At 66.1% G+C, this 23,438-nt stretch carries 22 protein-coding genes; 18 read left to right on the top strand and 4 right to left on the bottom strand.

All coding sequences use genetic code 11. The annotated features are described in order from the left end of the window. Positions 1 to 82: 82 nt before the first annotated feature. Positions 83 to 1,039 (bottom strand): bile acid:sodium symporter, encoded by a 957-nt coding sequence (locus ACY3FI_RS16270; RefSeq protein ID WP_462550377.1) that lies wholly within the window; start codon positions 1,037 to 1,039, stop codon positions 83 to 85. A gap of 109 nt (positions 1,040 to 1,148) precedes the next feature. Here ACY3FI_RS16270 and ACY3FI_RS16265 point away from each other — a divergent pair, with 109 nt between their 5' ends. Beyond that, positions 1,149 to 1,577, top strand: coding sequence for a MerR family transcriptional regulator (locus ACY3FI_RS16265; protein ID WP_123937946.1), 429 nt, complete (start codon positions 1,149 to 1,151; stop codon positions 1,575 to 1,577). A 15-nt stretch (positions 1,578 to 1,592) separates the two neighbouring features. Here ACY3FI_RS16265 and ACY3FI_RS16260 read toward each other — a convergent pair whose 3' ends face one another. Continuing rightward, positions 1,593 to 1,946, bottom strand: a complete 354-nt coding sequence (locus ACY3FI_RS16260; RefSeq protein ID WP_123680830.1) for an ArsR/SmtB family transcription factor — start codon at positions 1,944 to 1,946, stop codon at positions 1,593 to 1,595. Between the two features lie 116 nt (positions 1,947 to 2,062). Here ACY3FI_RS16260 and ACY3FI_RS16255 point away from each other — a divergent pair, with 116 nt between their 5' ends. From ACY3FI_RS16255 to ACY3FI_RS16230, 6 genes are read left to right on the top strand one after another with little or no spacing between them, the layout of a single operon-like run. Continuing rightward, positions 2,063 to 3,466, top strand: coding sequence for an FAD-dependent oxidoreductase (locus ACY3FI_RS16255; RefSeq protein ID WP_462548644.1), 1,404 nt, complete (start codon positions 2,063 to 2,065; stop codon positions 3,464 to 3,466). After that, positions 3,466 to 4,869 carry an arsenic transporter gene (locus ACY3FI_RS16250; RefSeq protein WP_462548643.1) on the top strand — a complete coding sequence of 468 codons (1,404 nt, stop codon included), beginning with the start codon at positions 3,466 to 3,468 and terminating at the stop codon, positions 4,867 to 4,869. The genes ACY3FI_RS16255 and ACY3FI_RS16250 overlap by 1 nt, the downstream gene beginning before the upstream one ends. 20 nt (positions 4,870 to 4,889) lie before the next feature. Beyond that, positions 4,890 to 5,306, top strand: a complete 417-nt coding sequence (locus tag ACY3FI_RS16245) for an arsenate reductase ArsC (RefSeq protein WP_462548642.1) — start codon at positions 4,890 to 4,892, stop codon at positions 5,304 to 5,306. Between the two features lie 20 nt (positions 5,307 to 5,326). Further along, positions 5,327 to 6,760 (top strand): FAD-dependent oxidoreductase, encoded by a 1,434-nt coding sequence (locus ACY3FI_RS16240; RefSeq protein WP_462548641.1) that lies wholly within the window; start codon positions 5,327 to 5,329, stop codon positions 6,758 to 6,760. An 11-nt stretch (positions 6,761 to 6,771) separates the two neighbouring features. Then, a complete protein-coding gene (locus tag ACY3FI_RS16235) occupies positions 6,772 to 7,167 on the top strand; it encodes an arsenate-mycothiol transferase ArsC (protein ID WP_462548640.1) in 396 nt (131 codons plus the stop codon). A 39-nt stretch (positions 7,168 to 7,206) separates the two neighbouring features. Then, positions 7,207 to 8,427, top strand: coding sequence for an MFS transporter (locus ACY3FI_RS16230; RefSeq protein ID WP_462548639.1), 1,221 nt, complete (start codon positions 7,207 to 7,209; stop codon positions 8,425 to 8,427). Between the two features lie 413 nt (positions 8,428 to 8,840). Here the strand turns inward: ACY3FI_RS16230 and ACY3FI_RS16225 are convergent, their stop codons facing one another. Together ACY3FI_RS16225 and ACY3FI_RS16220 are read right to left on the bottom strand one after the other, a co-directional pair. Beyond that, positions 8,841 to 9,377: a hypothetical protein gene (locus ACY3FI_RS16225; protein ID WP_462548638.1), complete on the bottom strand. Its 537-nt coding sequence runs from the start codon at positions 9,375 to 9,377 to the stop codon at positions 8,841 to 8,843. A gap of 88 nt (positions 9,378 to 9,465) precedes the next feature. Continuing rightward, positions 9,466 to 10,014 carry a hypothetical protein gene (locus ACY3FI_RS16220; RefSeq protein ID WP_214545996.1) on the bottom strand — a complete coding sequence of 183 codons (549 nt, stop codon included), beginning with the start codon at positions 10,012 to 10,014 and terminating at the stop codon, positions 9,466 to 9,468. A 403-nt stretch (positions 10,015 to 10,417) separates the two neighbouring features. On the opposite strand from ACY3FI_RS16220, the gene ACY3FI_RS16215 reads away from it, so the two are divergent. The 11 genes from ACY3FI_RS16215 to ACY3FI_RS16165 all read left to right on the top strand — a co-directional run bounded on the left by ACY3FI_RS16215 (position 10,418) and on the right by ACY3FI_RS16165 (position 23,420). Further along, positions 10,418 to 10,690 carry a helix-turn-helix domain-containing protein gene (locus ACY3FI_RS16215; RefSeq protein ID WP_214545995.1) on the top strand — a complete coding sequence of 91 codons (273 nt, stop codon included), beginning with the start codon at positions 10,418 to 10,420 and terminating at the stop codon, positions 10,688 to 10,690. 312 nt (positions 10,691 to 11,002) lie between these two features. Next, positions 11,003 to 11,881 (top strand): hypothetical protein, encoded by an 879-nt coding sequence (locus ACY3FI_RS16210; protein ID WP_462548637.1) that lies wholly within the window; start codon positions 11,003 to 11,005, stop codon positions 11,879 to 11,881. Next, positions 11,868 to 13,943 (top strand): TnsB C-terminal domain-containing protein, encoded by a 2,076-nt coding sequence (locus tag ACY3FI_RS16205; protein WP_214545993.1) that lies wholly within the window; start codon positions 11,868 to 11,870, stop codon positions 13,941 to 13,943. The genes ACY3FI_RS16210 and ACY3FI_RS16205 overlap by 14 nt, the downstream gene beginning before the upstream one ends. Then, positions 13,940 to 15,106, top strand: coding sequence for an AAA family ATPase (locus ACY3FI_RS16200; protein WP_462548635.1), 1,167 nt, complete (start codon positions 13,940 to 13,942; stop codon positions 15,104 to 15,106). Before ACY3FI_RS16205 ends, ACY3FI_RS16200 begins: the two co-directional genes overlap by 4 nt. Next, entirely contained in the window at positions 15,094 to 17,178 is a 2,085-nt protein-coding gene (locus ACY3FI_RS16195; RefSeq protein WP_462548634.1) for a TniQ family protein, read from the top strand. The genes ACY3FI_RS16200 and ACY3FI_RS16195 overlap by 13 nt, the downstream gene beginning before the upstream one ends. Positions 17,179 to 17,424: 246 nt before the next feature. Beyond that, positions 17,425 to 17,880 (top strand): hypothetical protein, encoded by a 456-nt coding sequence (locus ACY3FI_RS16190; protein ID WP_214545990.1) that lies wholly within the window; start codon positions 17,425 to 17,427, stop codon positions 17,878 to 17,880. Positions 17,881 to 17,914: 34 nt separating this feature from the next. Next, complete coding sequence (locus ACY3FI_RS16185; RefSeq protein WP_214545989.1) at positions 17,915 to 18,352, top strand: helix-turn-helix domain-containing protein; 438 nt, start codon at positions 17,915 to 17,917, stop codon at positions 18,350 to 18,352. Beyond that, positions 18,349 to 18,798 (top strand): hypothetical protein, encoded by a 450-nt coding sequence (locus tag ACY3FI_RS16180; RefSeq protein ID WP_214545988.1) that lies wholly within the window; start codon positions 18,349 to 18,351, stop codon positions 18,796 to 18,798. The genes ACY3FI_RS16185 and ACY3FI_RS16180 overlap by 4 nt, the downstream gene beginning before the upstream one ends. 981 nt (positions 18,799 to 19,779) lie before the next feature. Next, complete coding sequence (locus ACY3FI_RS16175) at positions 19,780 to 20,829, top strand: ComEC/Rec2 family competence protein (protein ID WP_462548633.1); 1,050 nt, start codon at positions 19,780 to 19,782, stop codon at positions 20,827 to 20,829. After that, on the top strand, positions 20,826 to 21,548 hold the full coding sequence (locus ACY3FI_RS16170; RefSeq protein WP_462548632.1) for a hypothetical protein: 723 nt from the start codon (positions 20,826 to 20,828) through the stop codon (positions 21,546 to 21,548). The genes ACY3FI_RS16175 and ACY3FI_RS16170 overlap by 4 nt, the downstream gene beginning before the upstream one ends. Before the next feature lie 378 nt (positions 21,549 to 21,926). Beyond that, entirely contained in the window at positions 21,927 to 23,420 is a 1,494-nt protein-coding gene (locus tag ACY3FI_RS16165; RefSeq protein WP_462548631.1) for an HsdM family class I SAM-dependent methyltransferase, read from the top strand. The last annotated feature ends 18 nt before the right edge of the window (positions 23,421 to 23,438 follow it).

Raw genomic sequence — 23,438 nt, 5'->3', positions numbered from 1 at the left:
CTATGGTGCCCCGCGCACACCGTCGCCGAAGCCGCCTCGTCCGCGCTGACGAAATGGTGGTCGACCGCTGCAGGACCCAGCATCAAGTGGTCATTGGCCCGACTCTGGCTGGAACGAGCCAAGGTACCAGCCGTACGTAGATGATCATGCCGACGAGCTCGACGAGGGTCTGCGTCACCACGACGACCGGTGCGAGGCCGAGGTCGGGTGGGAGTGCGAGTGCGAGCGGGAGGACGACCAGGGAGTTCCGCGTGGCACCGCTGAACACCAGCGCGCGCCGGCTGGGGACGTCGAGCCTGGCGATTCTGCCGGCGATCGTCCCGAGTGCGGCCATCACCGCCAGGAACGTCCCGTAGATGGGTACCAGCACGATGAGCCGGGTGACGTTCTCGGCGACGGCGCCCGCCTGTGAAGCGACGACAACGAACAGGGTCGCCATCATTAGGGGCACCATCAGGCCCTGCATCAGCCCCTCAACACGTTGGCCGAAACGCGTCCGCTTCGCGAGTGCCTGCGTCGCCGCGGCTGCGGCCAGCGGCAAGACGATCAGGACGAGGAACGCTTCGACGAACGGTCCGATGTCGACTGCGGCGACCCCGGTGGGGCCGATGAACAGCAGCAGGTAGACGGGGAGCAACAGGATCTGCATCAACATCAGCAGGGGTGCCGCCGCGAGCAGCCGCGCGGACGCACCGCCGGCGAGGCCGGAGAACACGATGACGTAGTCGATGCATGGTGTCAGCAGCACCAGCAGCACGCCGAAGAGCAGTGGCGGGTCGCCGGCAACGAACCGGGACAGCGCGAACACCACGACCGGCACGACGACGAAGTTCAGCACGAGCACCGTGCCGAGGAAGCGAACGTCTCGGACCGCTCGTCCGATCACGGCGAACGGCACCCCGAGGAACGTCGCGTAGAGCAGAAGTCCGAGGACGGGGTTGATACCGACCTCGAGGCGCTCCGCTCCAGGCAGCACCAGTCCGGCTCCGGCGCCGATGGCGATCGCGGCCAGGTAGAGCAGGATCTGGTGAGCCTCCATCGCGGAGACGAGCCGCTTCACCGGAACGCTCCGGCCGCATCAGGGGTGTGCACGAACGTTGACCCTAAACGTTCCAGTGCGCTGGAAGGTCAAGCCGTACGCTGCTGACGTGCGCATCTCGGAAGCCAGCCGCAGAACCGGTGTCGCAGCGACCACGCTGCGGTACTACGAGTCCCTTGGCCTGATCGGCAGCCGCCGGCTCGAGAACGGGTACCGCGACTACGACGACGCCGCGATCGACCGGGTCGGGTTCATCCAGGCGAGCAAGGAGCTCGGCCTCTCCCTCGTCGACGTCGCCGCGCACCTCGTCACGGTTGATACCCGATCCTGCACGGACGTCCGCGACACCATGCGTCCCGTCCTCGCCCGACGTCTTCAGGAGATCGACGACAAGATCGCCCGACTGCAGCAGCTCCGCGGGCGGTTGGCGCAAGCGGATCAGGACTTCGCGGGATGCCCGGACCGTGACGAGCACTGCAGCACGCAGTGCGTCATCGCCGACGGCATCGGCGCAACTGCCCGGCGTCCCGGAAGGTAACCGCGCGGCCGAGGGTTAGCGCGTCGGTGCGGTGATGAGGCCGGCGAGGGTATCGAGCGCGCCGGGCACGAGGGAGAAGTACGCCCACGTGCCACGCTTCTCGCGGTGGAGGATTCCGGCGTCGACGAGCACCTTGAGGTGGTGGGAGACGGTCGGCTGCGAGAGGCCGAGCGGTTCCTGCAGGTCGCACACGCATGCTTCGGCGCCGTCGTGCGCGGCGACCATCGAGATGAGCCGGAGCCGGGCCGGGTCGGCGATCGCTTTGAGTGACTTCGCGAGGACCTCGGCGGATGCCTGGTCCATGGCCTCGGTGGTGACGGGCGAGCAGCACGCGGTGACGTCCTGGATGGGAAGCAGCTCGATCGTCATGGATTCATCCTCCCACGGACTTTGACACGCGTCTATATTTGCGATGGTCGATATCGACGTGCTTCGATGTACTCGCCGGGTTCCGGTTCCCGCTCGATCCGTGAAGGACCAGCCTGATGACTCACCTCCTCGCCGTCGGCGGCAGCGACGCCGGCATCGCCGCCGCGCTCCGCGCCCGTGAACTTGACCCGTCGACGGCTGTGACGGTGGTGCTCGCGGACGAGTTCCCGAACTTCTCCATCTGCGGCATCCCGTACTGGGTGTCCGGCGACGTCGCCACGGAAGCGTCCCTCGCGCACCGCACCCGTGCTGATCTCGAGGCCGCCGGCATGACCGTCCGCTCCTCCACCTGGGCCTCGAGTGTCGACGTCGACGGGCGCCGCCTCACCGTCACCGGCCCCACCGGGGACGAGGAGATCGCGTACGACGAGCTGCTGATCGGCACGGGCGCGGAACCGGTCCGTCCGGCCGGCGTGCCGTTCGGGGAACCGGGCATCCACCTGCTGCACTCCATGACTGACGCCGAGCAGGTCGTTGCTGCCCTCGAGCTGCTGCCGGCGGGGAGCCGGGTCGCGGTGGTCGGTGCTGGCTACATCGGCCTGGAGATGACCGAAGGGCTCGTCGCCCGTGGGTTCGACACGACGTTGATCCAGCGTGGTCCGGAAGTGCTCTCTACCCTCGACCCGGAACTCGGGTCCCTCGTCACCGCCGAGGTCCGACGCCACGGCGCGACCGTGCTGACCGGTTCCACCGTCACCGGGATCACCCCGGCAGGCGGTGGGCAGTGGCGCGTCGCCACCGGCTCCGCGTCTGGTGACACGGAGGGCACGTTCGCGCTGGTGGTCGTCTGCGTCGGCGTCCGCCCGGTCACGGGCCTTGCCGTCGCTGCCGGCGTGCAGCTGGGCCAGGCCGGTGCGATCGTCGTCGACGCCAGCATGCGGACCGGGGTGCCGCATGTGTGGGCGGCCGGGGACTGCGTCGTGACGCACCACCGCCTCCTCGGCACCACGTGGTTGCCGCTCGGGACGACGGCGCACAAGCAGGGCCGCGTCGCCGGGGAGAACATGCTCGGCGGCTCGAAGACGTTCGCCGGGTCGGTGGGGACGCAGGTGGTGAAGGTGTTCGACCTCGTCGCCGCCCGCACCGGCCTCCGCCAGCACGAGACCGGCCCACTGGAGGTGTCTCCGCTGACGCGGGTGACGGTCGCGGATGACCACAAGCGGTACTATCCGGGCGCCGTCCCGCTGACGATCAGCGTCACCGGCGACCAGGCCACCGGGCGGCTCCTCGGTGCGCAGATCGTCGGGCAGCGGACCGCGGAGATCAGCAAGCGCATCGACACGTTCGCCACCGCCCTCCACGCGGAGCTCACCGTGGACGACGTCATCGATCTTGACCTCAGTTACACGCCGCCGCTCGGGTCCCCGTGGGACGCTGTGCAGGTCGCCGCGCAGGGCTGGGAACGCGCCGCCGCAGCGGCGAACCAGGCTGCAGTGAATCAGGCTGGGGTGAGCGCCTGATGGTGCTGGCTGTGGTCGCTGCGGCGATTTTCGTCGCGACGCTCGTGGTGGTGATCTGGCAGCCCAAGGGGTTCCCGATCGGCTACACCGCGCTCATCGGCGCCGTCATCGCCCTCGCCACCACCGTCGTCGGCCTCTCCGACATTCCGACCGTGGTCGGGATCGTGTGGAACGCGACGCTGACGTTCGTCGCGGTGGTGCTGATCTCGTTGATCCTCGACGAGGCCGGGTTCTTCGAGTGGGCGGCCCTTCACGTCGCCCGTTGGGGCCGCGGCAACGGACGGCTGCTCTTCGTGCTGATCGTGGGCCTCGGCGCGGTCATCGCGGCGGTGTTCGCCAACGACGGGGCCGCGCTGATCCTCACCCCGATCGTCGTCGGGATGCTCCGCGCACTGAACATGCCGCAGAAGGCGGCGCTCGGGTTCATCCTCGCGACCGGGTTCATCGCGGACACCGGCAGCTTGCCGTTGGTGGTGTCGAACCTGGTCAACATCGTCTCCGCGGACTACTTCCACCTCGGCTTCGCCGAGTACGCCGCCGTCATGATTCCCGTCGGCATCGTCTCCGTCCTGGCCTCCCTCGAGATGCTGCTGCTCTACTTCGGCAGGAGCATCCCGAAGCGGTACGACGTCCTCGCCCTCACCAGCCCCGCCGCAGCGATCACGGACCGGGCGACGTTCCGTGCCGGCTGGGTCGTCCTGGCGCTGCTGCTCGTCGGCTACTTCGCCGCCGACCCGCTCGGCGTCCCGCTCGCCGCTGTCGCCGGCGTCGGAGCCGTCGTCATCGTTGCCGTGGCTTCACGGCAGCCCGCGTTCCTCTTCGCTCGTGCCGAGGCCGCACCGGTCCTCGTCGCAACCGGCGGTACTGCCACCGTCAGCGCAGGCAGCACCGGGCCGGGTGCGCCGTCGGGGCGGGTGATCCCGGTGTGGAAGACGATCCGGGAGGCGCCGTGGCAGATCGTGCTGTTCTCCATCGGCATGTACCTCGTCGTCTACGGCCTCCAGAACCAGGGGCTCACCGACTACCTCGCGAGGCTGTTCGACGTGTTCGGTGACCACGGGGTCCTCGTCACCGCGCTCGGTGTCGGGTTCACCATCGCGATCCTCGCGTCGCTGATGAACAACATGCCCACCGTCCTCATCGCCGCTCTCGCCATCGGCGGCGCCGGCGCGACCGGGCTCACGCACGAGGTGATGGTCTACGCCAACGTCATCGGCTCCGACCTCGGCCCGAAGATCACCCCCATCGGCTCCCTCGCGACGCTGCTGTGGTTGCACGTGCTGGAGAAGAAGGGCATCCACATCGGGTGGGGGCAGTACTTCCGCACCGGCATCGTCCTCACCATCCCCGTCCTCGCCATCACCCTCGCCGCCCTCGCCGGCTGGCTCACCCTCATCCACTGAACCCGGAAAGACACACACCCATGAGCGACAAGCCCACGATCCTGTTCGTCTGCGTCCACAACGCCGGACGCTCCCAGATGGCCGCCGGCTACGCCCAGGCCCTCGGCGGCGACCGCGTCGAGGTCCTCTCTGCCGGCTCCGAGCCGAAGGACCAGATCAACCCGATCGCGATCCAGGCGATGGCCGAGGACGGCATCGACATCGCCGGCAACCAGCCGAAGATCCTCACCACCGACGCCGTCCGCGACTCCGACGCCGTCATCACGATGGGCTGCGGCGACGCGTGCCCGATCTTCCCGGGCAAGCGGTACGAGGACTGGGACCTCACCGACCCCGCCGGCCGCGGCATCGAGGACGTCCGCCCCATCCGCGACGACATCAAGCGCCGCGTCCGGGCGCTCCTCAACGAGCTGCTGCCCGCAGAAGCAACCGTGTAACGACCAGGAAGCCGCAGACCATGACGCTCACCCTCACCGTTCCACCCCGCACCGACGCGGACCGCCTCACCGGACTCCCCGTCGCGATCATCGGCGCCGGCCCCGTCGGCCTCGCCGCCGCCGCACACCTCCTCGAGCAGGGCCTCGACGTCATCGTCTACGAAGCCGGCCCCACCGTGGGGACCAGCGTCCGCGCCTGGGGACACTCGCGCCTGTTCTCCCCGTGGCAGTACGTCATCGACCCCGCCGCCCAGCGGCTCCTGGAAGCCACCGGCTGGGAAGCACCCCGGGCATCATCCCTGCCCACAGGCCACGACCTCATCGACACCTACCTGGCCCCCCTTGCAGCGACCCCGCAGCTCGCACCGGTGATCCAGTACGGCACACGCGTGGAGGCGGTGTCCCGGCAGGGTATGGACCGCACCCGCTCCGCCGGCCGCGCAGACACCCCGTTCCTGCTCCGCCTCCACACCGCCGATGGCGTCACGGACGTGACTGCGCGTGCGGTCGTCGACACCTCCGGCACCTACACGTCCCCGAACCCGCTCATTGCTGCTGGGCTCGCACCTGCCGCGGACCTCGGTGACCGGGTGGTCCACGCGCTGCCTGACGTCCTCGGGGCCGACCGTGCCAGGTTCGCGGGGAAGCGGGTCCTCGTCGTCGGTGCGGGCCACTCCGCGGCGAACACCCTCATCAAGCTCGCCAGCCTCGCCAAGACGGCCCCAGGTACCGACGTGCTGTGGGCTGTCCGAAACGCCGGCACCGCTCGGCTCGGCGCCGACGCCGCTGACGGGCTCGCGGCCCGGGGGCAGCTCGGGTCCACTGTGCACGTGCTCGTCGAGTCCGGTTGGGTGCAGCAGATCGCCTCGTTCGAGATCGACGATGTCCGACCTGACGGCGACCAGGTCACTGTCACCGGACGCCGCGCTGAGGCGCCGTTCGCGGTGACGGTCGATGTGATCGTGAACGCGACCGGGTTCCGGCCCGACCTCGGCATGCTCCGCGAGATCCGCCTCGGCCTCGACGACATCGTCGAAGCACCCCGAGCCCTCGCACCGCTGATCGACCCGAACCTGCACTCCTGCGGCTCCGTTGCCCCGCACGGTGTCGCGGAGCTTGCGCACCCGGAGCCGAACTTCTTCATCGCCGGCATGAAGTCCTACGGCCGAGCACCCACGTTCCTGCTCCTCACCGGGTACGAGCAGGTCCGGTCCATCGCCGCCGAGCTCGCCGGCGACCACACCGCAGCGCGCCTGGTCGAGCTCGTCCTCCCCGAGACCGGTGTCTGCTCCACGGATCTCGGTGGATCCTCCTGCTGCACCACCCAGAGCAGCGCCGGGAGCCCGACGGCCGCTGCGCCGACCGTGGACGTGACAGCTCCGGAAACGGCGTCGTGCTGCGCAGCCCCCGAGCCCACCCCAGCCGCTGACAGCAGCTCGTGCTGCGCCAACTGACGGGAACTCTCATGACGACCAAGCCGACCGTCCTGTTCATCTGCAAGCACAACGCCGGCCGCTCCCAACTTGGCGCAGCGCTCCTCGAACTCGCCGCACCCGACCGGTTCACCGCCACCTCCGCCGGCATCACGCCGGCCGAGGACGTGAACCCCTCGATCGCCGCGACTGTTCGGGAACTCGCCCTCGACATCGCCGACCGGACACCCCGGAACGTCACCGCGGAACTCCTCGAGGCAGCCGACATCGTCGTGCTGATGAAACCCGGCCTGGAGCTACCAGCCAAGCCGCGCGGCACGGTCCTGGAATGGTCCTTCCCTGACCCGTCCTCCTGGTCACCGGAGGACGTCCGCCCTCTGCGCGACGCCGTCGCGGACCGCATCCAGCGCGAGCTCCTGCAGCAGTGATGACGGCACGGGTCGGAGTTGGATCACACCGCGCACACCGTGGCTGACCAGCCCCGGCACCCGCTCCTGCTGATCGGCTTGTCCGTGTCGCAGGTGATCTCCTGGGGAACCATGTACTACGCCCTCCCCGCCACAAGTACCGCGATCGCGCGGGACACCGGATGGTCCGTGGTCCTCATCACCACGGCGTTCTCGGCCGGGTTGATCCTCTCCGCCGCCGCCGGTATCCCAGTCGGGCGGCTCCTCGATCGGGCCGGACCGCGCCTGGCGATGACGGTCGGGACAGTCGTCGGCGTAGTCGGCCTCGTGGCGGTCGCCGTCGCACCCTCGTTCCCACTGTTCATCGCAGCATGGTGTGTCGTCGGTCTCGGCCAGTCCGCGACGCTGTATCAGGCGGCGTTCACGGTCATCAACACCACGTTCGGCACCCGCCGTGGCACTGCTCTGACCGTTGTGACTCTCGCTGCCGGGCTGGCATCGACGATCTTCGCGCCCATCGCCGTCGCCCTCACGCACGGCCTCGGATGGCGTGGAAGCTTCCTAATCCTCGCCGGCATCCTGCTCGTCACCGTGGCCCCGATCCACGCCACCCTCCTCCCACGTCGGTGGCCGCACATCTACGGCGTACCTGAGGCAGGCGCGCGCGCTGATCCGTTCAGAGTCCGCCGGATCGCACGATCGAGACCGTTCCTGCTCCTGCAGGTCGGCGTCACCGGCCTCGCGCTCGCGCTGTACGCCCTGACCATCAATCTCGTGCCCCTCCTGACCAGCGCAGGACTTGCCGCCGCGGCCGCTGCGACCGCCTTCGGCCTCGTCGGCGTCGGACAGGTCGCCGGCCGCGCGTTCTTCGCGTTCGGACGCGGCACCACGACCGTCCCGGCCGTCACCGCGGTTGCGGCGGTCGCGGTGATCGCGCTGGCCGGCTTCGCCGCAGGGGCCGGCCCTCTCCCCGCGGCCATCGGCTTAGCCGTCCTCGCCGGCGCGGCCCGCGGCTCCCTCACGTTGATCCAGGCCTCAGTCGTCTTCGACCGGTGGGGCACAGCGAACACAGGACACCTCACCGGGGTCTTCGCCGCCCCGGTGACCATCGCGACCGCGATCGCACCAGCGGTCGGCGCCGCCCTCCTCCACGCAACGGGCGGCGCGACCACCGCGCTGCTCTGCGCAGCGGTGGCGGCGATCGGCGGCAGTGCGCTGCTCCTCGGGACAACCACCCACCGAGATCCGCGGGGCGCAACCCGACATCCAACGCACCAATAACGACGACACCGAACGAAGCCGCCCACAGTTCGGCGCTAGCTGAGTTCCGTCTTAACAGCCGATCGGGTATCGAGACAACGTCGAGGGCTGTCCGTCGATTCGGTCGAAACCCGCCAAACGCACTGTTCTAGGACGTGGTGCTGTCTTCACGTCCGCGCGCTCAGCGCGCGGCTCGATGAGGCGTTCGAGCCCTGCATGTTCCGGCAGCCCGCCCCCCCCAACCTGCAACTGAATCCGGGGCGCCGGCGTTTTGGTCAGCCACCGGTGCGGTGCGCGTCGTGGATGTGGCGAAGGCCCGCGGAGAGCGCATTGTCTTCGGATCGCTTGCCACGCAGCACATCGCGGATGAGTTCCACGAGAGCCTGATCCCGAAGCTCCAGGTTGTTATCGAGACCCGAAGCACCGACCGCCCGTCAGAACGCCCTGTCGCACCGCATCGCACTGGAAGCCCGAGCTGTCGCGTCGAGTTGCGCGGTGTCGCCGCGGTCGACTGCTCCCTGCAGGTCAACACCCCAAGGCGCTGTCTCCACCTGGTAGCCGGGATCGGAAGGTGCATCGAGATCGACAAGGCAGGCATCGACGTCGGTCAGGACCGTGATGAACACCACTGCTTCATCACCGCTCATCCGTCCCTCGGCAACCCACCGGGCGAGCTGCCGCGCGTAGGGGTCGATGACCGTGATCCCCTCGGCGCCAAGGGCAGCGTCCGCCAGGGCGGCGGCTCGAGTTACCGACGGCTGGTCAGCGGTTTGAGGACGGTTGTGGTCGATGTATTCGGATGCGTAGTCCATCGCTTCGGAGGGCCGCAGTTCGCCTGACTGGATCGCCCGCAGTAGAGCTTTGAGGATCGGATCCGAAACGCGCGCTGGCATGTGCTGACGAACGTCATCACTGTCACAAACGCTGTGTCCCTCATAACCTGACGAGTTGTCGGCAGGTTGGTCCGTCATCTTGGGCGCCTTCTCTCGTGGGGAGCCTCCCTCGGCCGCGCCTCGATGAAGTGCGTTCCGGTCCAGCTGGCCCCGCCCGTCAGCCGCATCATCCAAACCGGAACGAACCGGCAGCACGAGCGAGACGCACCACGTCTTCCGTTCGGCCAGCCCGCAGCGCCGTCGCGGGGCTCACGCCCTCGAGCTCTTCCGCCGGTGCATTCAGCCATACCGCGTCACCCCATGGGTCGACCTGTCCCGGATCGAGCTCAGCGAGCACATCACGCAGCCGGGGCAGGGGCTGCGCGTCCTGCCCGAACTGGAAGGCGGGAAAGAGCGGGCAGCCGTCCGAGGAGATCACCTCGAGCACGTCGCCGGTTCGTACCAGCGCATCAAGCGTGACACTGCTCTCTTGAAGCGTTTCGAGTAGGACAGCGGTGTCGTAGAACGGCCCTACCCGTCCGTCCAGGGTGGCCGCGCCGTCTGCTCGGCCCGCACGACCCGGGTCCATACGCTCGACGGCCCTCTGAAGTGCATCTGGCGGTGCAAGGGCTCCGATGGAGGGTTCCTGGTCCTCGAGCCGTACCGCCACGTCGCGGATCTCATTCAGGCGCGCCAGGCGGTCTGCCTCGTCGCAACCCGGTTCAGTGCTCGCCACGGGCGTTCTCAGCATCGGCTCGGGTCGTCGTTGGGTTCAACGACGCCGTCCTTCGGTCTGGCTTAACGCCCGGTTGCACTCGAGCCCTCCGGCTCGGCATGGGTGATTCGCTAACGGGTACTTGTCGGTTTCTCCTCGTAGACGTGGAGAAGTGACAACATTGGGTGCACTCGACGGTCCGGACCGTCGGTGACCGAAGGGTGCTGAGTACGATGACTTGCGAGCATGGTGAGCAACGGTCTTCGTTGACCGTGCTGTGCGCGACTTGCCGGTCGCACACCATGCCTCTCAAGTTGACACCGTGGAACCGAGGTCCGAGCGAGATTCGCGTCGGATCTTTCCACGTGCCTACAGGCTGCGCAAGTGCCGTTCCGACGCTCGTCTCACAGATCGGAACACAGCGATGATCATGCCTACGCCGCCACGACGGGCCGGCAAGCCTCGGAAGACCGTTACCGACGAGGCTCGCGCTGAGCAGCTCCTCGACGAGCTCCGACAAGCCGAGGCGCTTTTTCGCGAGAGTGCAGCGCGACGGGTTGAGCTGGCCATCGAGGCGCACGCCATTGGGCTGACGACGACGAAGATCGCTGAGGCGGTCGGCGTGAGCCAGCCAGCGGTCTCGAACTGGGTGCGAGCTGCTCGCGAGGCACAAGGTCATAGCAACTCCACCAAGTAGTAAAAGTAGCTTGTAAAAGTACAGCATAGCTCGTAGGTTCTGCCTGTGGTGCAGACACCTCCGCTCAGTGAAGAACCGGCCGTCATCGACCTACGAAGCGAGCCAGAGGCGCGCCTCGCCAGATCTACTTCTGGTGTAGGACAGCCCTTCGGGGCGGGCCGGACCTTGGTGAGGCGCCGATTTCCCCCGCGGGTTGTACCGGTCTCGTCGCCTCCGGACTGGGCCGGCGATCATGGCGAGGAGCTTGTCCGACGCACCGCGAGCAAGGATCTAGCTAACGCCGCCGATCCGTTCGAGGGTGTGGACCCAACGGTGGTCTTCACAGACTGGTTTGGAGCGGGAGACCCTGCCTCGAAGCCCGTGTTCCAGCCGTCCTTCGAGCGATGGCATCCGCGGCAGACGCGGATGACAAGCCCCTCGAGGGGTCGGCGTCGCCTCCAGATCGACCCAGACGTCGGTGTCCAGGACGTTGTCACGATCTCGTACACGTTCGACGGTCGGCTGGTCATCACCGACCGCTTCGACGATTTCGATCAGGGCGCGCTGTGGACTGCGCTGCCCATGCGCGACTTTGCGCGCCGTCTCGGCCAAGAGAACAAGCCGGTCGGAACCTGGCTGCACACGAACGGCCACCATGTCGGCTGCGAGTCGCACCACGAGCGCGCCATGATGACAGTCGCCGACTTCCACCCTGCGGTGCACCGTGTCGCTGGCCAACCGTTCACCCTCACCTGGCCGGTCAATTCACCAGCCAGGAGCCACACCCCTGATGCTGTGACGCTCAGCCCCGGCAGGATCCCTCTCGTCCTCGATGTCAAGACTCCCGAAGACGCAGCCCGCGAGGACTGGGTGACGAAGCGGCCGCACGTCGAGGCCGCTGTCCACGCAATGGGTATGGGCTACCTACTGTGGACAGGGATGTCGCGCCGGTACCGGCGGAACCTCGAGCTTCTCACCGAAGCGAGGGTGGCGGACGAGTCGTACGGTCCGTGGAGCGTCGCAGCACTGGAGCTCTGCGATGAACCCATACCTGCGCGGGTGCTCGCGGAGCGTCTCGAGGCGTCCGGGTACCGCCTCGAGTGGGCGCTCATGCTGATCCGACGGATGTTGTGGCGGCGCACGCTCTTGACTGACATGTTTTGCCCGTTTGACTCGATGTCCATCGTGTGGCGTGCTGATGTCGAAGTCTGAGTGGCGCCGATCAGTGGAGGTCGGCGAGACCGTCGTCGTCGAGGGACAACCGCTCGTCATTCAACGGCGCAGCGGCGGATGGGTGCAACTCAGAGACGCTGCCGGGACGACGCCGCCGATGATGCGCGAAGCAGAGGTCGCCGCACTCATGTCGCGCGACGACGCGGCCCCGCCGATGGTCAGCGATCGCCTTGACGCGATCCACGACAACTTGTCCGAGGTCGCGAAGCGAAACTTCCAAGACAAGAAGGATCTGCTGGCATGGATCGAGACCGGCCGGCGCCCAGGCGATGCTGCCGACACCCCTATCGAAACGAGCTGGGATCCGGCGAAGTTCGACGAGAAGCGACGCAAGCGCGCGATCGCTGGAGAGATCGCTCGACAGCGCGGCGTCGATCTGAAAAGTGCGCAGCGTTACATCTCACGCACCTTGAGCGACGCGACGCTCGGTGAGGACAATCTGCTGGACAGTCGCGTGTTCGCCGATCGCGGGCACCGCGTTCATCCGCGGATGGAGCACTGGGTAGAGGAGTTCCTCACCGAGGGTGAGTTCGGCTCGTACCTCCCATCGGAGAGCAAGTACGTCCTGTTCGCCGCCTGGCTGCAGATGGAGCACGGCGAAACCGCCCCAAGTCAGAGCGTCTACGACCGCATCCAGAGCGAGGTATTCGGACGGAAACCGCACCTTCGGCTGAAACGCCGTAAGACTGCTGAGCTGCAGACGAAGTCCAAGAGCCCCAAACCCGCTCTGCAGCGACGCCTGCCGAAGCGCGCTGGCGAGTTGTGGTTCATTGACAGCACGACATCTAATGTCACCGTCTGGGATCCCTACGCGCCAGACCCGAAGGCTTCTACGTTCCGCCCGACGATGACGAAGACCATGGATGTCGCCTCCCGGCTCATCACCGGACGCGCGATCAGTAACAACGTCGGTGGGCTCGCTGCGAATCTTGCCCTCGCGGACGCCTTCCGCAGCATGGTCCACGACCAAGGACCCGTGCTCGTTGACGGGAAACCCCACCCGAGAGCTCTCGCCGGAATCCCTCGTTCGATCACCCGGTTCCCGATCCCCCCGCGAAGACTGCTCACCGATAACGGGACAGAGTTCCTCAACCGGCTGGTCCTCGCTGCGCTGCACCGACTTGGCATCGACGTGGAACCAGCTCGTGTCACGGACCCTCGAATGAAGGCTGCGCTCGAGCGGCATTTCGGCACCGACAAGACCAAGTTTGAGTCGAAACAGCCGGGCTACGTGTCCGGGTCAGTCGACACCCGCGGGAGTGCAGCCGAGCGGGAAGCATGCCTGACCTGGGAAGAGCTCTTCGACCGCGACGGCGAATGGACGGACCTGCACAACACGTCCGTACACGGTGGCCTCCTCGCTCTCACCGGACGCCGAATCAGCCCCAACGCGCGATGGATCGAACTCGCGGAAGAGTACGGATGCGTCGAGATCCCTGCCTGGCGGAACGAGTGGATCCGTTTCCTCGACAGTGACGTGCTCGCCATCAGTCCGTTCGGCGTGACGAGGAAGAAGTTCGTCTACCACGCCCCGATCCTTGAGACCCTCCTCGCCGTTCCCGGAGCGGCACCAGGCGGCGTCGCTCGCATGTTCTACGACCCATCGGACCTGCGTCGGATGTACTGCTTCGACCCCGATGGCAACGCGTGGGAAGTTCCCTGGGTCGGACTCGACGACGACACCGAGCCGTTCAGCGACTTCACCGTGGACCGCGCTCGCGCACACATCCAACCGGGCTCGTTCTCACCTCGAGAAGCGCAGAAGCGGCTCATCGAACTCGTCACCACATGGCGCCACCAGAACGCCCTCCTTGCTGTCCGACGAGCAGGCAGTACCCGAAACGAGGAGATGTACGCCGCTCAGTTCGATCGGCTCCTCGCCGCTGATCACGGCACCGTCCGGTCGGAGCGCACCACCTCCCCAGGTAATGGCATCGAAACCTTGCCCGACGCGGAAGCGGACTTGCCGGACTCCGTTCTGGAGTTCCTGACCGAGGGCGCTGACGACTTCGACTCGGACCTCTTCGAGGAGTACGCGTGAGCAGCACGCTGCCAGACGAGATCGTTGACCTGTTCGGCGATGACCCACATCCGGAGAGGAGCTGGCGACTGCTTGCACCGGTCGATCAGGACTTCGTCGAGCAGATCGCACTGCGCTCCGGCACCGACCCCGGCCGGATGACCCGGGCCGACTTCCTTCACCTCGATGCTGACGCTCGACGCCGACGGGAACGCCGAATGCAGCAGTGGTACCAGTCATGGCCCTACATGCGGACCGGCCAATACCGCCTCGCCGAACGGCGCATCGCGGCCCTCCCCGAACCGAAACCGGGACGAGCACCCGACCTCCTCGCAGCCCCCTTCATCACCGGTGAGTCAGGCGTCGGAAAGACCTTCTTCCTGAAACACGTCGCGACGCGGGCCATAACCGAGTCCGCGTGGAACCGCCGGCTCGATCTCGAAGACGGTGTCGTCGAGTCCGACCCGACGTACCGGTCAACCTGGCGACCGGTCATCTGGCACTCGCTGCAGGGCAACCCCACACCGAAGTCCCTCTTCCGAACGCTTTGCTCGAGTCTCGGCGTCCCCACCGGCGACGACCCGCATGCGTCCTTCACCACGGCCGCGCAGCGTCACGGAGTGCGGTGGATCTTCCTTGATGAGATGCAGATGGTCAACTACGACGGCCAATACGGGCGATATCTCCACGACGCGCTCAAAGCGCTCCAGAACCAGGGTTTCCGGCTCGTGATGGGCGGCCACAACATGCGCAGCGTGTTCCGGCGGCAGAAGACCGCAGCGCAGAACGCCGCACGCATGCAATCAGAGGCGCGCTGGGCGTTCATCGACTTCTCACGGTACGAGCACCGGACGCCGCAACAGGTGAAGGAATGGCGAACGCTCCTGGGCCGGCTGGACGACCGACTGCGGCTCGAGGGTCACGAACCCGGGGAACGAGTCCTCAGCCAGCAGTTCGAAGAATATCTCTGGGTGTCCACGCTTGGATACGCCAACTCTCTTGCGACACTCGTCACCGACGCCTGCATCGGGGCGATGCGAACCCCATCTCAGCGCATCACACGGGCGCTGCTCGATGACGGCGGCGTGGAAGACCGCGTAGCGCAGGGCCGACAGGAGCGTATTCGGCTCTGGGAGTCGGGCCGGCTCTCGTGGTCCACCGACTGGCCGGCATGGGCAGTATGACCCGCGCGCCGAACCAGCCCTACAAGATCGGCGCCGACGACGTCCGTCCACTGGGAACTACGATCACGGTGTTCGAGCACGAATGGTTGCCGAGCCTCTTCCGCCGGATCGGGTACTTCTACGGTCAGCCGGCGGTCGTCATTGCCCATTGGTGCGGCTTGTATGACCTCCCCCGCACGTTCCGGGACCGGCTGCCAAACGTGCTCCATCCGAAAGCCACCACAGGCATCGCGGCCGGGCTCGACTGCGACCCGAAGCTGCTTCAGACAACTGTGATGTCGCACCTCGCGCCGGGCCTCGTCGCGATACGCCCGGACGGGAAGCCTTCCCAGTCACATATCTGGACTCGAGGCGGCGGGACGAGGTACTGCGCAGAGTGTCTCGCGGAACGACCCGGCGTCTACTACACCTACTGGCGCACATGGTGGGCCTTCCTCTGTCTGAAGCACCACACGCCCCTTCGCGATGACTGCCCCGCGTGCAGTAGCCCGATCATCGAAGCCAACGTCATGGAGGTCGAGAGCCGTAACCCGAACCAGTGCCACGCTGCGCTCCCCTTCGGAGGCATCTGCGGTCACACCCTTACCGCCGGCTGGACTGAAGCACCGGTTCTCGACTCGAGCCCTGCGTATCGGGCCCAGATCGCGCTATCGAAGGCCTGGGTTGAAACAGACCGACGCCGACGTGTCATCGATACGAGCACGCTTCGCGGCATCGCTATCGCACTTCTCGGAGCGCGAGATATCGACCTTGTGAGCAGCCTGTCGGATATCCCACGAGACGCGCTCGTGGGGCTCTTCGAGGACACCGAACGGATCGGCACCACCCCGCCTCGCGACGCGCTCGCAATGAGCGCCCTCATCGGCGCCGCGCACCGCCTCGCAACTGACCCCGAGCCCGAGGTCAGCAGGACGATCCGGCGCATCACGTTCTCGCGACCCGTTCGCACAACCCAGGAGCTATCGGGCCCCGGCAGCGCATCGCACCTCCTCGAGTTCTGGCCGGGGGTCGGCGCGCCCATGCGAGGAAGAGTCCTCCGCGCGCTCGACGGCGACCTTCCCGACATGCAACGGCTCGTTCACGCCACAGCCGTTTCGCCCGGCTTTGCGGAAATCATCGTTGCTCTTGCAGAGCCGGACCCGCGGATCGAGCGCACCGAATGGTCGTGGAACGCCCGTGCCCTGGCGACCGAGCAACCCCTAACCGACGTCCTCATCCCACCTCTGATGTGGCCCACCTGGGCAAACCCCCTCGGCGTCGACAACGTCACCGACCCCTCCGCGTTACAGCGCGGACTCGCGGACGCGCTTCGCGTCGCCGGCGTCGGAGCCGAAGGCGGTATCGAGCGAATCGTCGGGATCGGCCGCAAGCTCAGGCCGTCGATGCTTGGGACTCCTGAACAGGCGACCGCAGTGCTCCGGCAACTCGGAGAGCTAGCAGGATGGCTCCGTCTCAACCCGTCGCCCATCAACTACGTGGCGCGCCGATACCTGAGGTGGAGCGGGCTGCTCCCCGAGGCGGACTGGCGTCTGCTGAGTAGCAGCGTCGGAGAGGCCCCCGGCCGAGGCAGAAGGGTGCTGAACGCTCAGCGCTACGCGTGGCTACGACTCACCGCCGCCGGCACCCGTGACCTTCCGCAGCACCTCCAGTTTGAACCCGGTACCGCAGACGCGGCCGGCTACACCCGCTTCCTCACCACGATGAGCGCGGAGCTCCAAACCGCGATCGACGACTACCTCACGGCCTGGCTCCCGAAACACCGCATGGTGGGCACGTTCCCCGAGGTTGGGCACATTCGCGCGTTCGAGGACGAACCCGTTGTCTGGGCGCCACCACGATGGAGACCAGCCGGTTCGCCGCTCTCGCCGGAACTCGACGACATCGACCTGACTCAGCTCCACGATCGGGTCCGTGCAGGCGAGTATGCGCTCACTCATCTGGCGATCGACTTGCATCGCAGCCCACGTCACGTCCGATGGGCCCTAGCCGCGCATCCCGTGCCGAGTGGACGGCCCCGCACCGTAATCGATTGGGACTCACGCATTGACTATGCACGTCGCTTCTACGACTAAGACTCATCTGCGGCTCTGGTTGCCCGGCAACCTACGGCCCCTCGTCGTTGATTGCCATTACAAAGCGGCGCACCCCGGCGAAGTCACGAGCACATAGCCGTGTTCTTCGCCCCGCCGCAACCGGGAGCCCCAAGCGCACGGTTCGTCCGCGCACCACGTGGTGGTCTCGTCTACGCGGCACGCAAAGGCGCAGCAGTCAGGCTCGAGCGACTCTGCAGTGTCGTCTCTGGCAGTTACGATCAGAACATGAGCGCAGCTTGGAGACGAGGGTCCGAGTCTCGCTGTTGCGACCCCTCCGCTGCGCCGTACGCCTGGTTGGACTACGTCGACGATAACGATGAAGAGGTCAGTGATCTACGGGACTGGTTGGGGTCGTTGCGTCCCTTCGCCCGCGCAGTTGCCGAGGGCGAGATCGACGACCTCTTCGATGCCGCGGCTAAGGGGGGCCTCGAGGACTCAGGGGACGAACGGACGCCTATCAAGCCGATTCGCGAGGACCCGGAGATCTACGAGCTGCGGCACACGACGTTGTCGAAAAAACTGAGATTCTACCACGGCGAGCCATCAGAACTACCGCTACAGCTGGTAGCTGTGCACCGCCATATCAAGACGACCAGCGCGGACCAGCAAGCTCAGATCGAAGCCGCGGCCGACCGTTACGACTCCGGGCGCCCCACAGCCTGGACGAAAACTGGGGCTTGAACAACTTCCAGGTTGTGCGGCTATAGTTCCGGACATGCCCTCGATCCTCGAACGGGTCTTGCCGGCGCTGAACCTCCGCCTGACGCGTGCGCGCGCGAAGGTCCTCGCCCGTGAAGACCGCGAACTTCGTGCTGCTCTCGTGAGACTGCGCCGCGAGTCCGGCATGACCCAGCAACAGGTCGCGGACTTGGTCGGCGTTTCGCAGCAAGCCATACACAAGCTCGAGCGCTACGACGCCGACCCGAAGCAGTCAACGCTGCGTCAGTATGCGAACGCTGTCGGAGCCCTTGTTGAGCACCGTGTCACGCGCGACATCGGTCAGTCCGTGTGGATCGCGTCGTCTACGCGGTGGGAGTCAAACGTCGAAATCCAGCCGGCGTCGCTGCATGCCGAGTTCGCGCCGGTGGAGAAGAACCTGGCCGGTGCGGGATGGGTCAACAGCAAGCGGACCGACTTCGCCCTCGTCGGATGACCGACAATGAGTTGAGCGGGGACGACGTCGCGGCCGTGAAGGACCTCATCGCGAACTCCGAGTTGCGCAGCGTCGAGTACTACGAGCTGTCCGCTCAGCGGGCCGATGCTGCCCCAAAGGTGTCGGAGGGGCCGGAGGATGCGGAGTTGTCGATCACCGTCGAACAGCGCCGGGACGATGACAGTTTCGGCGTACGCCTTGTTGCGAACGTCGCCATCTCCGTTGGCTCTGCCACGGCCAGCGTTGCTGGGGAATACGCGCTCCTCAACGGGCACCAACCCAGCGTCCGCACGCTTCAGCTCTTCACGAACGAAGTCGGTGTCATGACAGTCTTTCCGTATCTCCGCGAAGCGATCGCCAGCTGTACGTCTCGCGTGTTCGGGCAGCCGTTACAGCTCCCCACAGTGGAACGTGGGCAAATCGCGGTGAACGTCGACCCAAGGTAGTTGCTCCTTCACGACGCGAGAAAGCTCGTTCCGAAGGGCGAACCGCGTGAGCGGTATGGGCTCGGTTCACCATTGGGAGCGCTCATCCTCTCACTTGATCGCGGTCGCGGCACGGCGCGGGAAATCTGACGCGCCGGCCCCGCGAATCTTCTATGGACGTGACACCCCGGCCGCCACTCAGCGATGAGGGGGGATGACGCCGGCTCGATGGCTGTTATCAGCAGCTAAAGATACGCCCAGGATTTTCGCGCGGACGCACCGCGAACGGACGCGAGCAGGCAACCGTTCACAAGGCCTGAGCACCTATACCGCCGTGCACGGGTGCCCTTCCAGACCCGGAGCGGCTGCACGCGAATCGGCGACAAGATATTCGGTCAAGTCGAGTGACAGGCGGGCTAACGGCGAGTCTCGCGAGCCGCAGTTGGCGACAAGTAAAGAGTGCGTCGACAGCTTGTTAGCGCTCGTCATTCATCTGGTCCGCTCGTCACTCGAACGGTCCGGGGCCGGTTCGTAGCTTTTCGAGTCGCCAGGTTCCCTCGCAGAGCCGGAGGGGCAAGCACTCGACAGCTGAGGAAGCCGCGGTGACCGCGCTTCTGGGAGGGGATCACTTCGAGCGCTGTTGGCCTGACCGGCTGGAGAGCCGTACCGCTGCGAGAGTTAGGTGATCCCCTCAGTTAGTCGGTGGTTTCGACTACAATGCTGAGTACAAACAGAGCCCCGACCGGCTGGTCTGAGTGGGGGGTTCTCATACAGCAGATCGGGGCTGAGGTGTCTTTGCGGGACGTCCTCGACCTTAAGGGTTCCGTAACCCTTACGCCAGTCAGCCACATGGTGGACAACGGCGTGCATCTGCCTCCTCGGGAGGGAGTCCACGATGGCGCGCGGCCTGGAGGGCAACGACAGCGTTCTTCGCTAGCTCGTTGTTCGCCGGCTGCTGCGTCACCGTGGGTCCTGTCTCATCAAGTGCCAAGGAGGCACGACTTGTACGACATTGACTTTCTCGCCGTCGAGAACGAAGACGCGGACGGATCCCGCAGCGGGGACGCCATCATCGTCAACGTTGCCGACGCCGCCACCGGGTCGCAGCGGCGCATCATCGTCGACGGAGGCTTCGGGCCGACCGGTGACAAGGTGATCGAACGGTTCCGGACTTGGTACGACACAGATCACGTCGACCTCGTCATCTCGACACACCCGGACACTGACCACCTCAACGGGCTGCTCACCGTCATCGAGACACTCGACGTCGACGAACTGATGATGCACCTGCCATGGAAGCACAACGGCGACGCTGGCCAGCTTGGGAACTACGGGAAGATCGAAGCCGTCTACGACGCAGCAGTGTCACGAGGCATCCGCATCACCGAGCCCTTCACCGGGACGGAGCGCTTTGGCGGGGCTGTACGAATTCTCGGGCCCTCGAACGCTTTCTACGAGGCTCGCCTCATCGAAGCCATCGAGGAGGCCACAAGCGGGATGGCAGCAGAACGCTTCAGCAAGTCCAAGCTGTCCGTACTGCTAGCGGCCGGGACGGACCTGCTTGACCGTGTGCTGAGCTTCTTCCCGGCGGAGACTCTCAACGACACCGATGACACCGGTCCCCGGAACCAAATGAGCACTATCACTCTCATCCGCGAGGGCGAACGCCGCTCGATGCTCACCGGAGACGCTGGCATCAGTGCCATCACCGCCGCCGCAGATGACTACGAGGCGACCATCGGGTCGTTTGCGCTGAAGCCGCTGACCTTCTTCCAAGCTCCGCACCACGGCAGTAAGCACAACCTCGGACCGACCATCCTCGACCGGGTGATCGGGACCGAGAACAGCCCCCACGGCCCTCTCGCATCCTTCGTCTCTAGCGCTAAGGCGTCCAAGAAGCACCCCTCGCCCAAGGTGACCAACGCGCTCGGACGCCGGGGAGCAAGGGTGATCACAACTGAGGGGCAGAACATCCACCACGGCGATAGCGATCGGCCTGGCTACACCCCCTGCACTCCGGTCAAGCCTCTGCAAGAAGACGAGGACGAGTGACCGGAATCCGCGGGTACTTTGATGAGTACGGACTGAAGGCGCGAGTCCTTCCGGCCGTACTCATCGGAGCACCCGCCCTCACGCTGCTGCTCTTCTGGGGTGCCTTGCCGCTCGCGGGGACGTTGCCGAGCCTAGGCTTCCTAGGAGGAGTGACCCTGGCGGTCCAGCTGCTCCTCCACCGAGGCCGAACAACGGAGCAACGGCTCGTCAGCGCTTGGGGTGGACTGCCAACCACTCTGCAACTGCGCTCGACCTTCGAGGGTTCAGCGACGCTGAGGGCGCGGCGCCGTTCTGACGTCGAACGAATTTCTGGCATGACGCTTCCCACAGCACGTCGTGAGCGCGATCACCCCGACGAAGCAACTGAGGAGATCGTGCACGCCGTGCGACTCTCCATCGACCGTGTCCGAGACGGAGCGGTCGGCTCCCGACTGCTCCTGAACGAGAACATTGCCTACGGGTTCCGACGCAACCTGCGAGCGGCTCGTCCCCTCGGAATAATCATCGCGGCGATCGCGCTCGGCGCGTCGACGGTCCTGGCTGTCTTCAGTGGCGACGCAGGACTTGGAATCAGCGCAATCGTGATCAACGCTGGTGCGCTCCTGGCTTGGTCACTAGTCATCAACGACAGATGGGTTCGTGACCAGGCGGACAAGTACGCCGAGCGGTTCTTTCGGACCCTGGAAGGAGAGCGACCGAGCGGTGCCAGTAGCGCCTAGTCGATGACCACAAGCCGAACGTCCCTCCATGAACGCCTGGAGGGGCGTTCGGTTATGAGGCGCGGTCCATGCGGTCGAGAACGCACCCGTCGACGTGGAATCACGAGTGATCCGCCCGCGCACCACGATCTGGGCGATCACAATGCGCTAGTGCTGGCCCTCGCGAGGAGGAATCACATTGCCGTCGTGAACGCGCTGAGCTGGGTGATCACGCAGCAGCCTTCGGGCAACCGCGATAGCTCTCGCGTGCCGGTGCCGAATATCCTGGATGGGTGGTGACGCCGTCTGAGTCAGAAGCGTCCGTACTACCGGCGCGGATCGCGGCGGTCGACGTTCGGGCCTCCAGAGAAGCCTTCCCGGAGAAGTTCCAAGAGTGGCGTGCCGGCGCGATCCATGCAGGAGGTTGCTGAGGAATCCCTGTTCGGTATCGACGTAGCTCGCGACCCCGCGCTTGCTCGTATTGCGCGGATCAACATGTACCTTCACGGCGACGGCGGCACGCGGATCTACCAGCTCGACTCGCTGGACAAGAAGGTGACGACCTTCCCGGAGGACAGCCCGGAACTGGGGAAGGAGAAGAAGGAGTTTCGTGAACTCGTATCGTCCGCCGGGGCGGCCGGCCTCGTCGACGTGGTCCTCACTAATCCGCCGTTCGCGAAGGAGTACGAGCGGAAAGCCCGCGCCGATCGGGACAACGCGCTCCTCGACGACTACGTCCTCGCGTTCAACACCGACGGTGGAGCCCAGCTGCCGCTGAAGACGGTCAGCTCGATGGTCCTGTTCCTAGAGCGGTATTACGACCTGCTCGGGCCGGGCGGCCGACTCATCACCGTGCTCGACGACAGCATCCTTGGATCCGCGGGGAACGCGCGTGTGCGCCGCTGGATCAGACGCAACTGGTTCGTGAAGGCCGTAGTCTCGCTGCCCGGCGACGCGTTCCAGCGATCGCAAGCTCGTGTGAAGACCTCCATCCTTGTCCTGGAGAAGAAGGAGCAGCCTAGCGACGAGCAAGGTTCGGTCTTCATGTTCTACTGCGGACACGTAGGCGTCGACGACGCTCCACGCGCACGTGAGCTACCGGTCGACCGTCACAACCGGGAACGTGCCGACGCTGAGATCAAGACGGTCAGCGCACTCTTCGACGACTTCCTGAACGGTAAGGGCGATCCTCGGTGGCAGGTTGACGCTGATGCCATCCAGGAGCGGATGGATGTCAAAGCCTGTCTTGTGCCCCGAGCAGCGCGCTTGGACGAGTGGGCTGACACTGGTTTCACCATCCGCGCTGTTCGCGACCTGCTGGCTCCGGTTACAGGTGAGTCGCATCCGGGGCGGGTCGTCAATACCGAAGACAGCGTCGGGGAACTGCGCTACTTGCGAGTTCGCTACGACGGCTTCGCCGAGGCGGGCGACGAAGTCGACCCTGGAGTGAAACGGGATCTCACTCGAATCGAAGCCGGCGATCTTGTCTTTAGTCACATCAACGCCATTCACGGGGCGATAGCTGTAATCCCCGAGGCCCTGGCCGGGTTGTATGTCACGAGCGAGTACACCGTCTGTGGATCAACGACGGACCTGCCCGCGCCGGTGGTCTGGTCACTGCTTCGGACCGAAGAAGCCCGCTCGGAATTGCTGCTGCTCTCAACGGGGATCGGACGCACGCGGGTCCGGTGGGGTGAGATCCGGGACCTTCAACTCCCGATTCCCGACCAGGCCCTCACCAGCGCGGTCACTAATTCACTTGCCGCTGCCGAAGCAGCAGAGGCGCAAGCCCGCCAGCTTCGAGCAGAGGCGGCGGCCTCGCTAGGCTTACAGCTCGGCTTGTCCGGGGAACGGGCCCGCGAAATCATCGCTGCTTTCAAGCCGCCGCGATGACGTCGGATAGCTGGACGC

The organism is Curtobacterium sp. RM9, from assembly GCF_054956955.1.
Note: the sequence above shows the minus strand (reverse complement) of the source record. Positions and strands in the feature narration are given on the sequence as shown.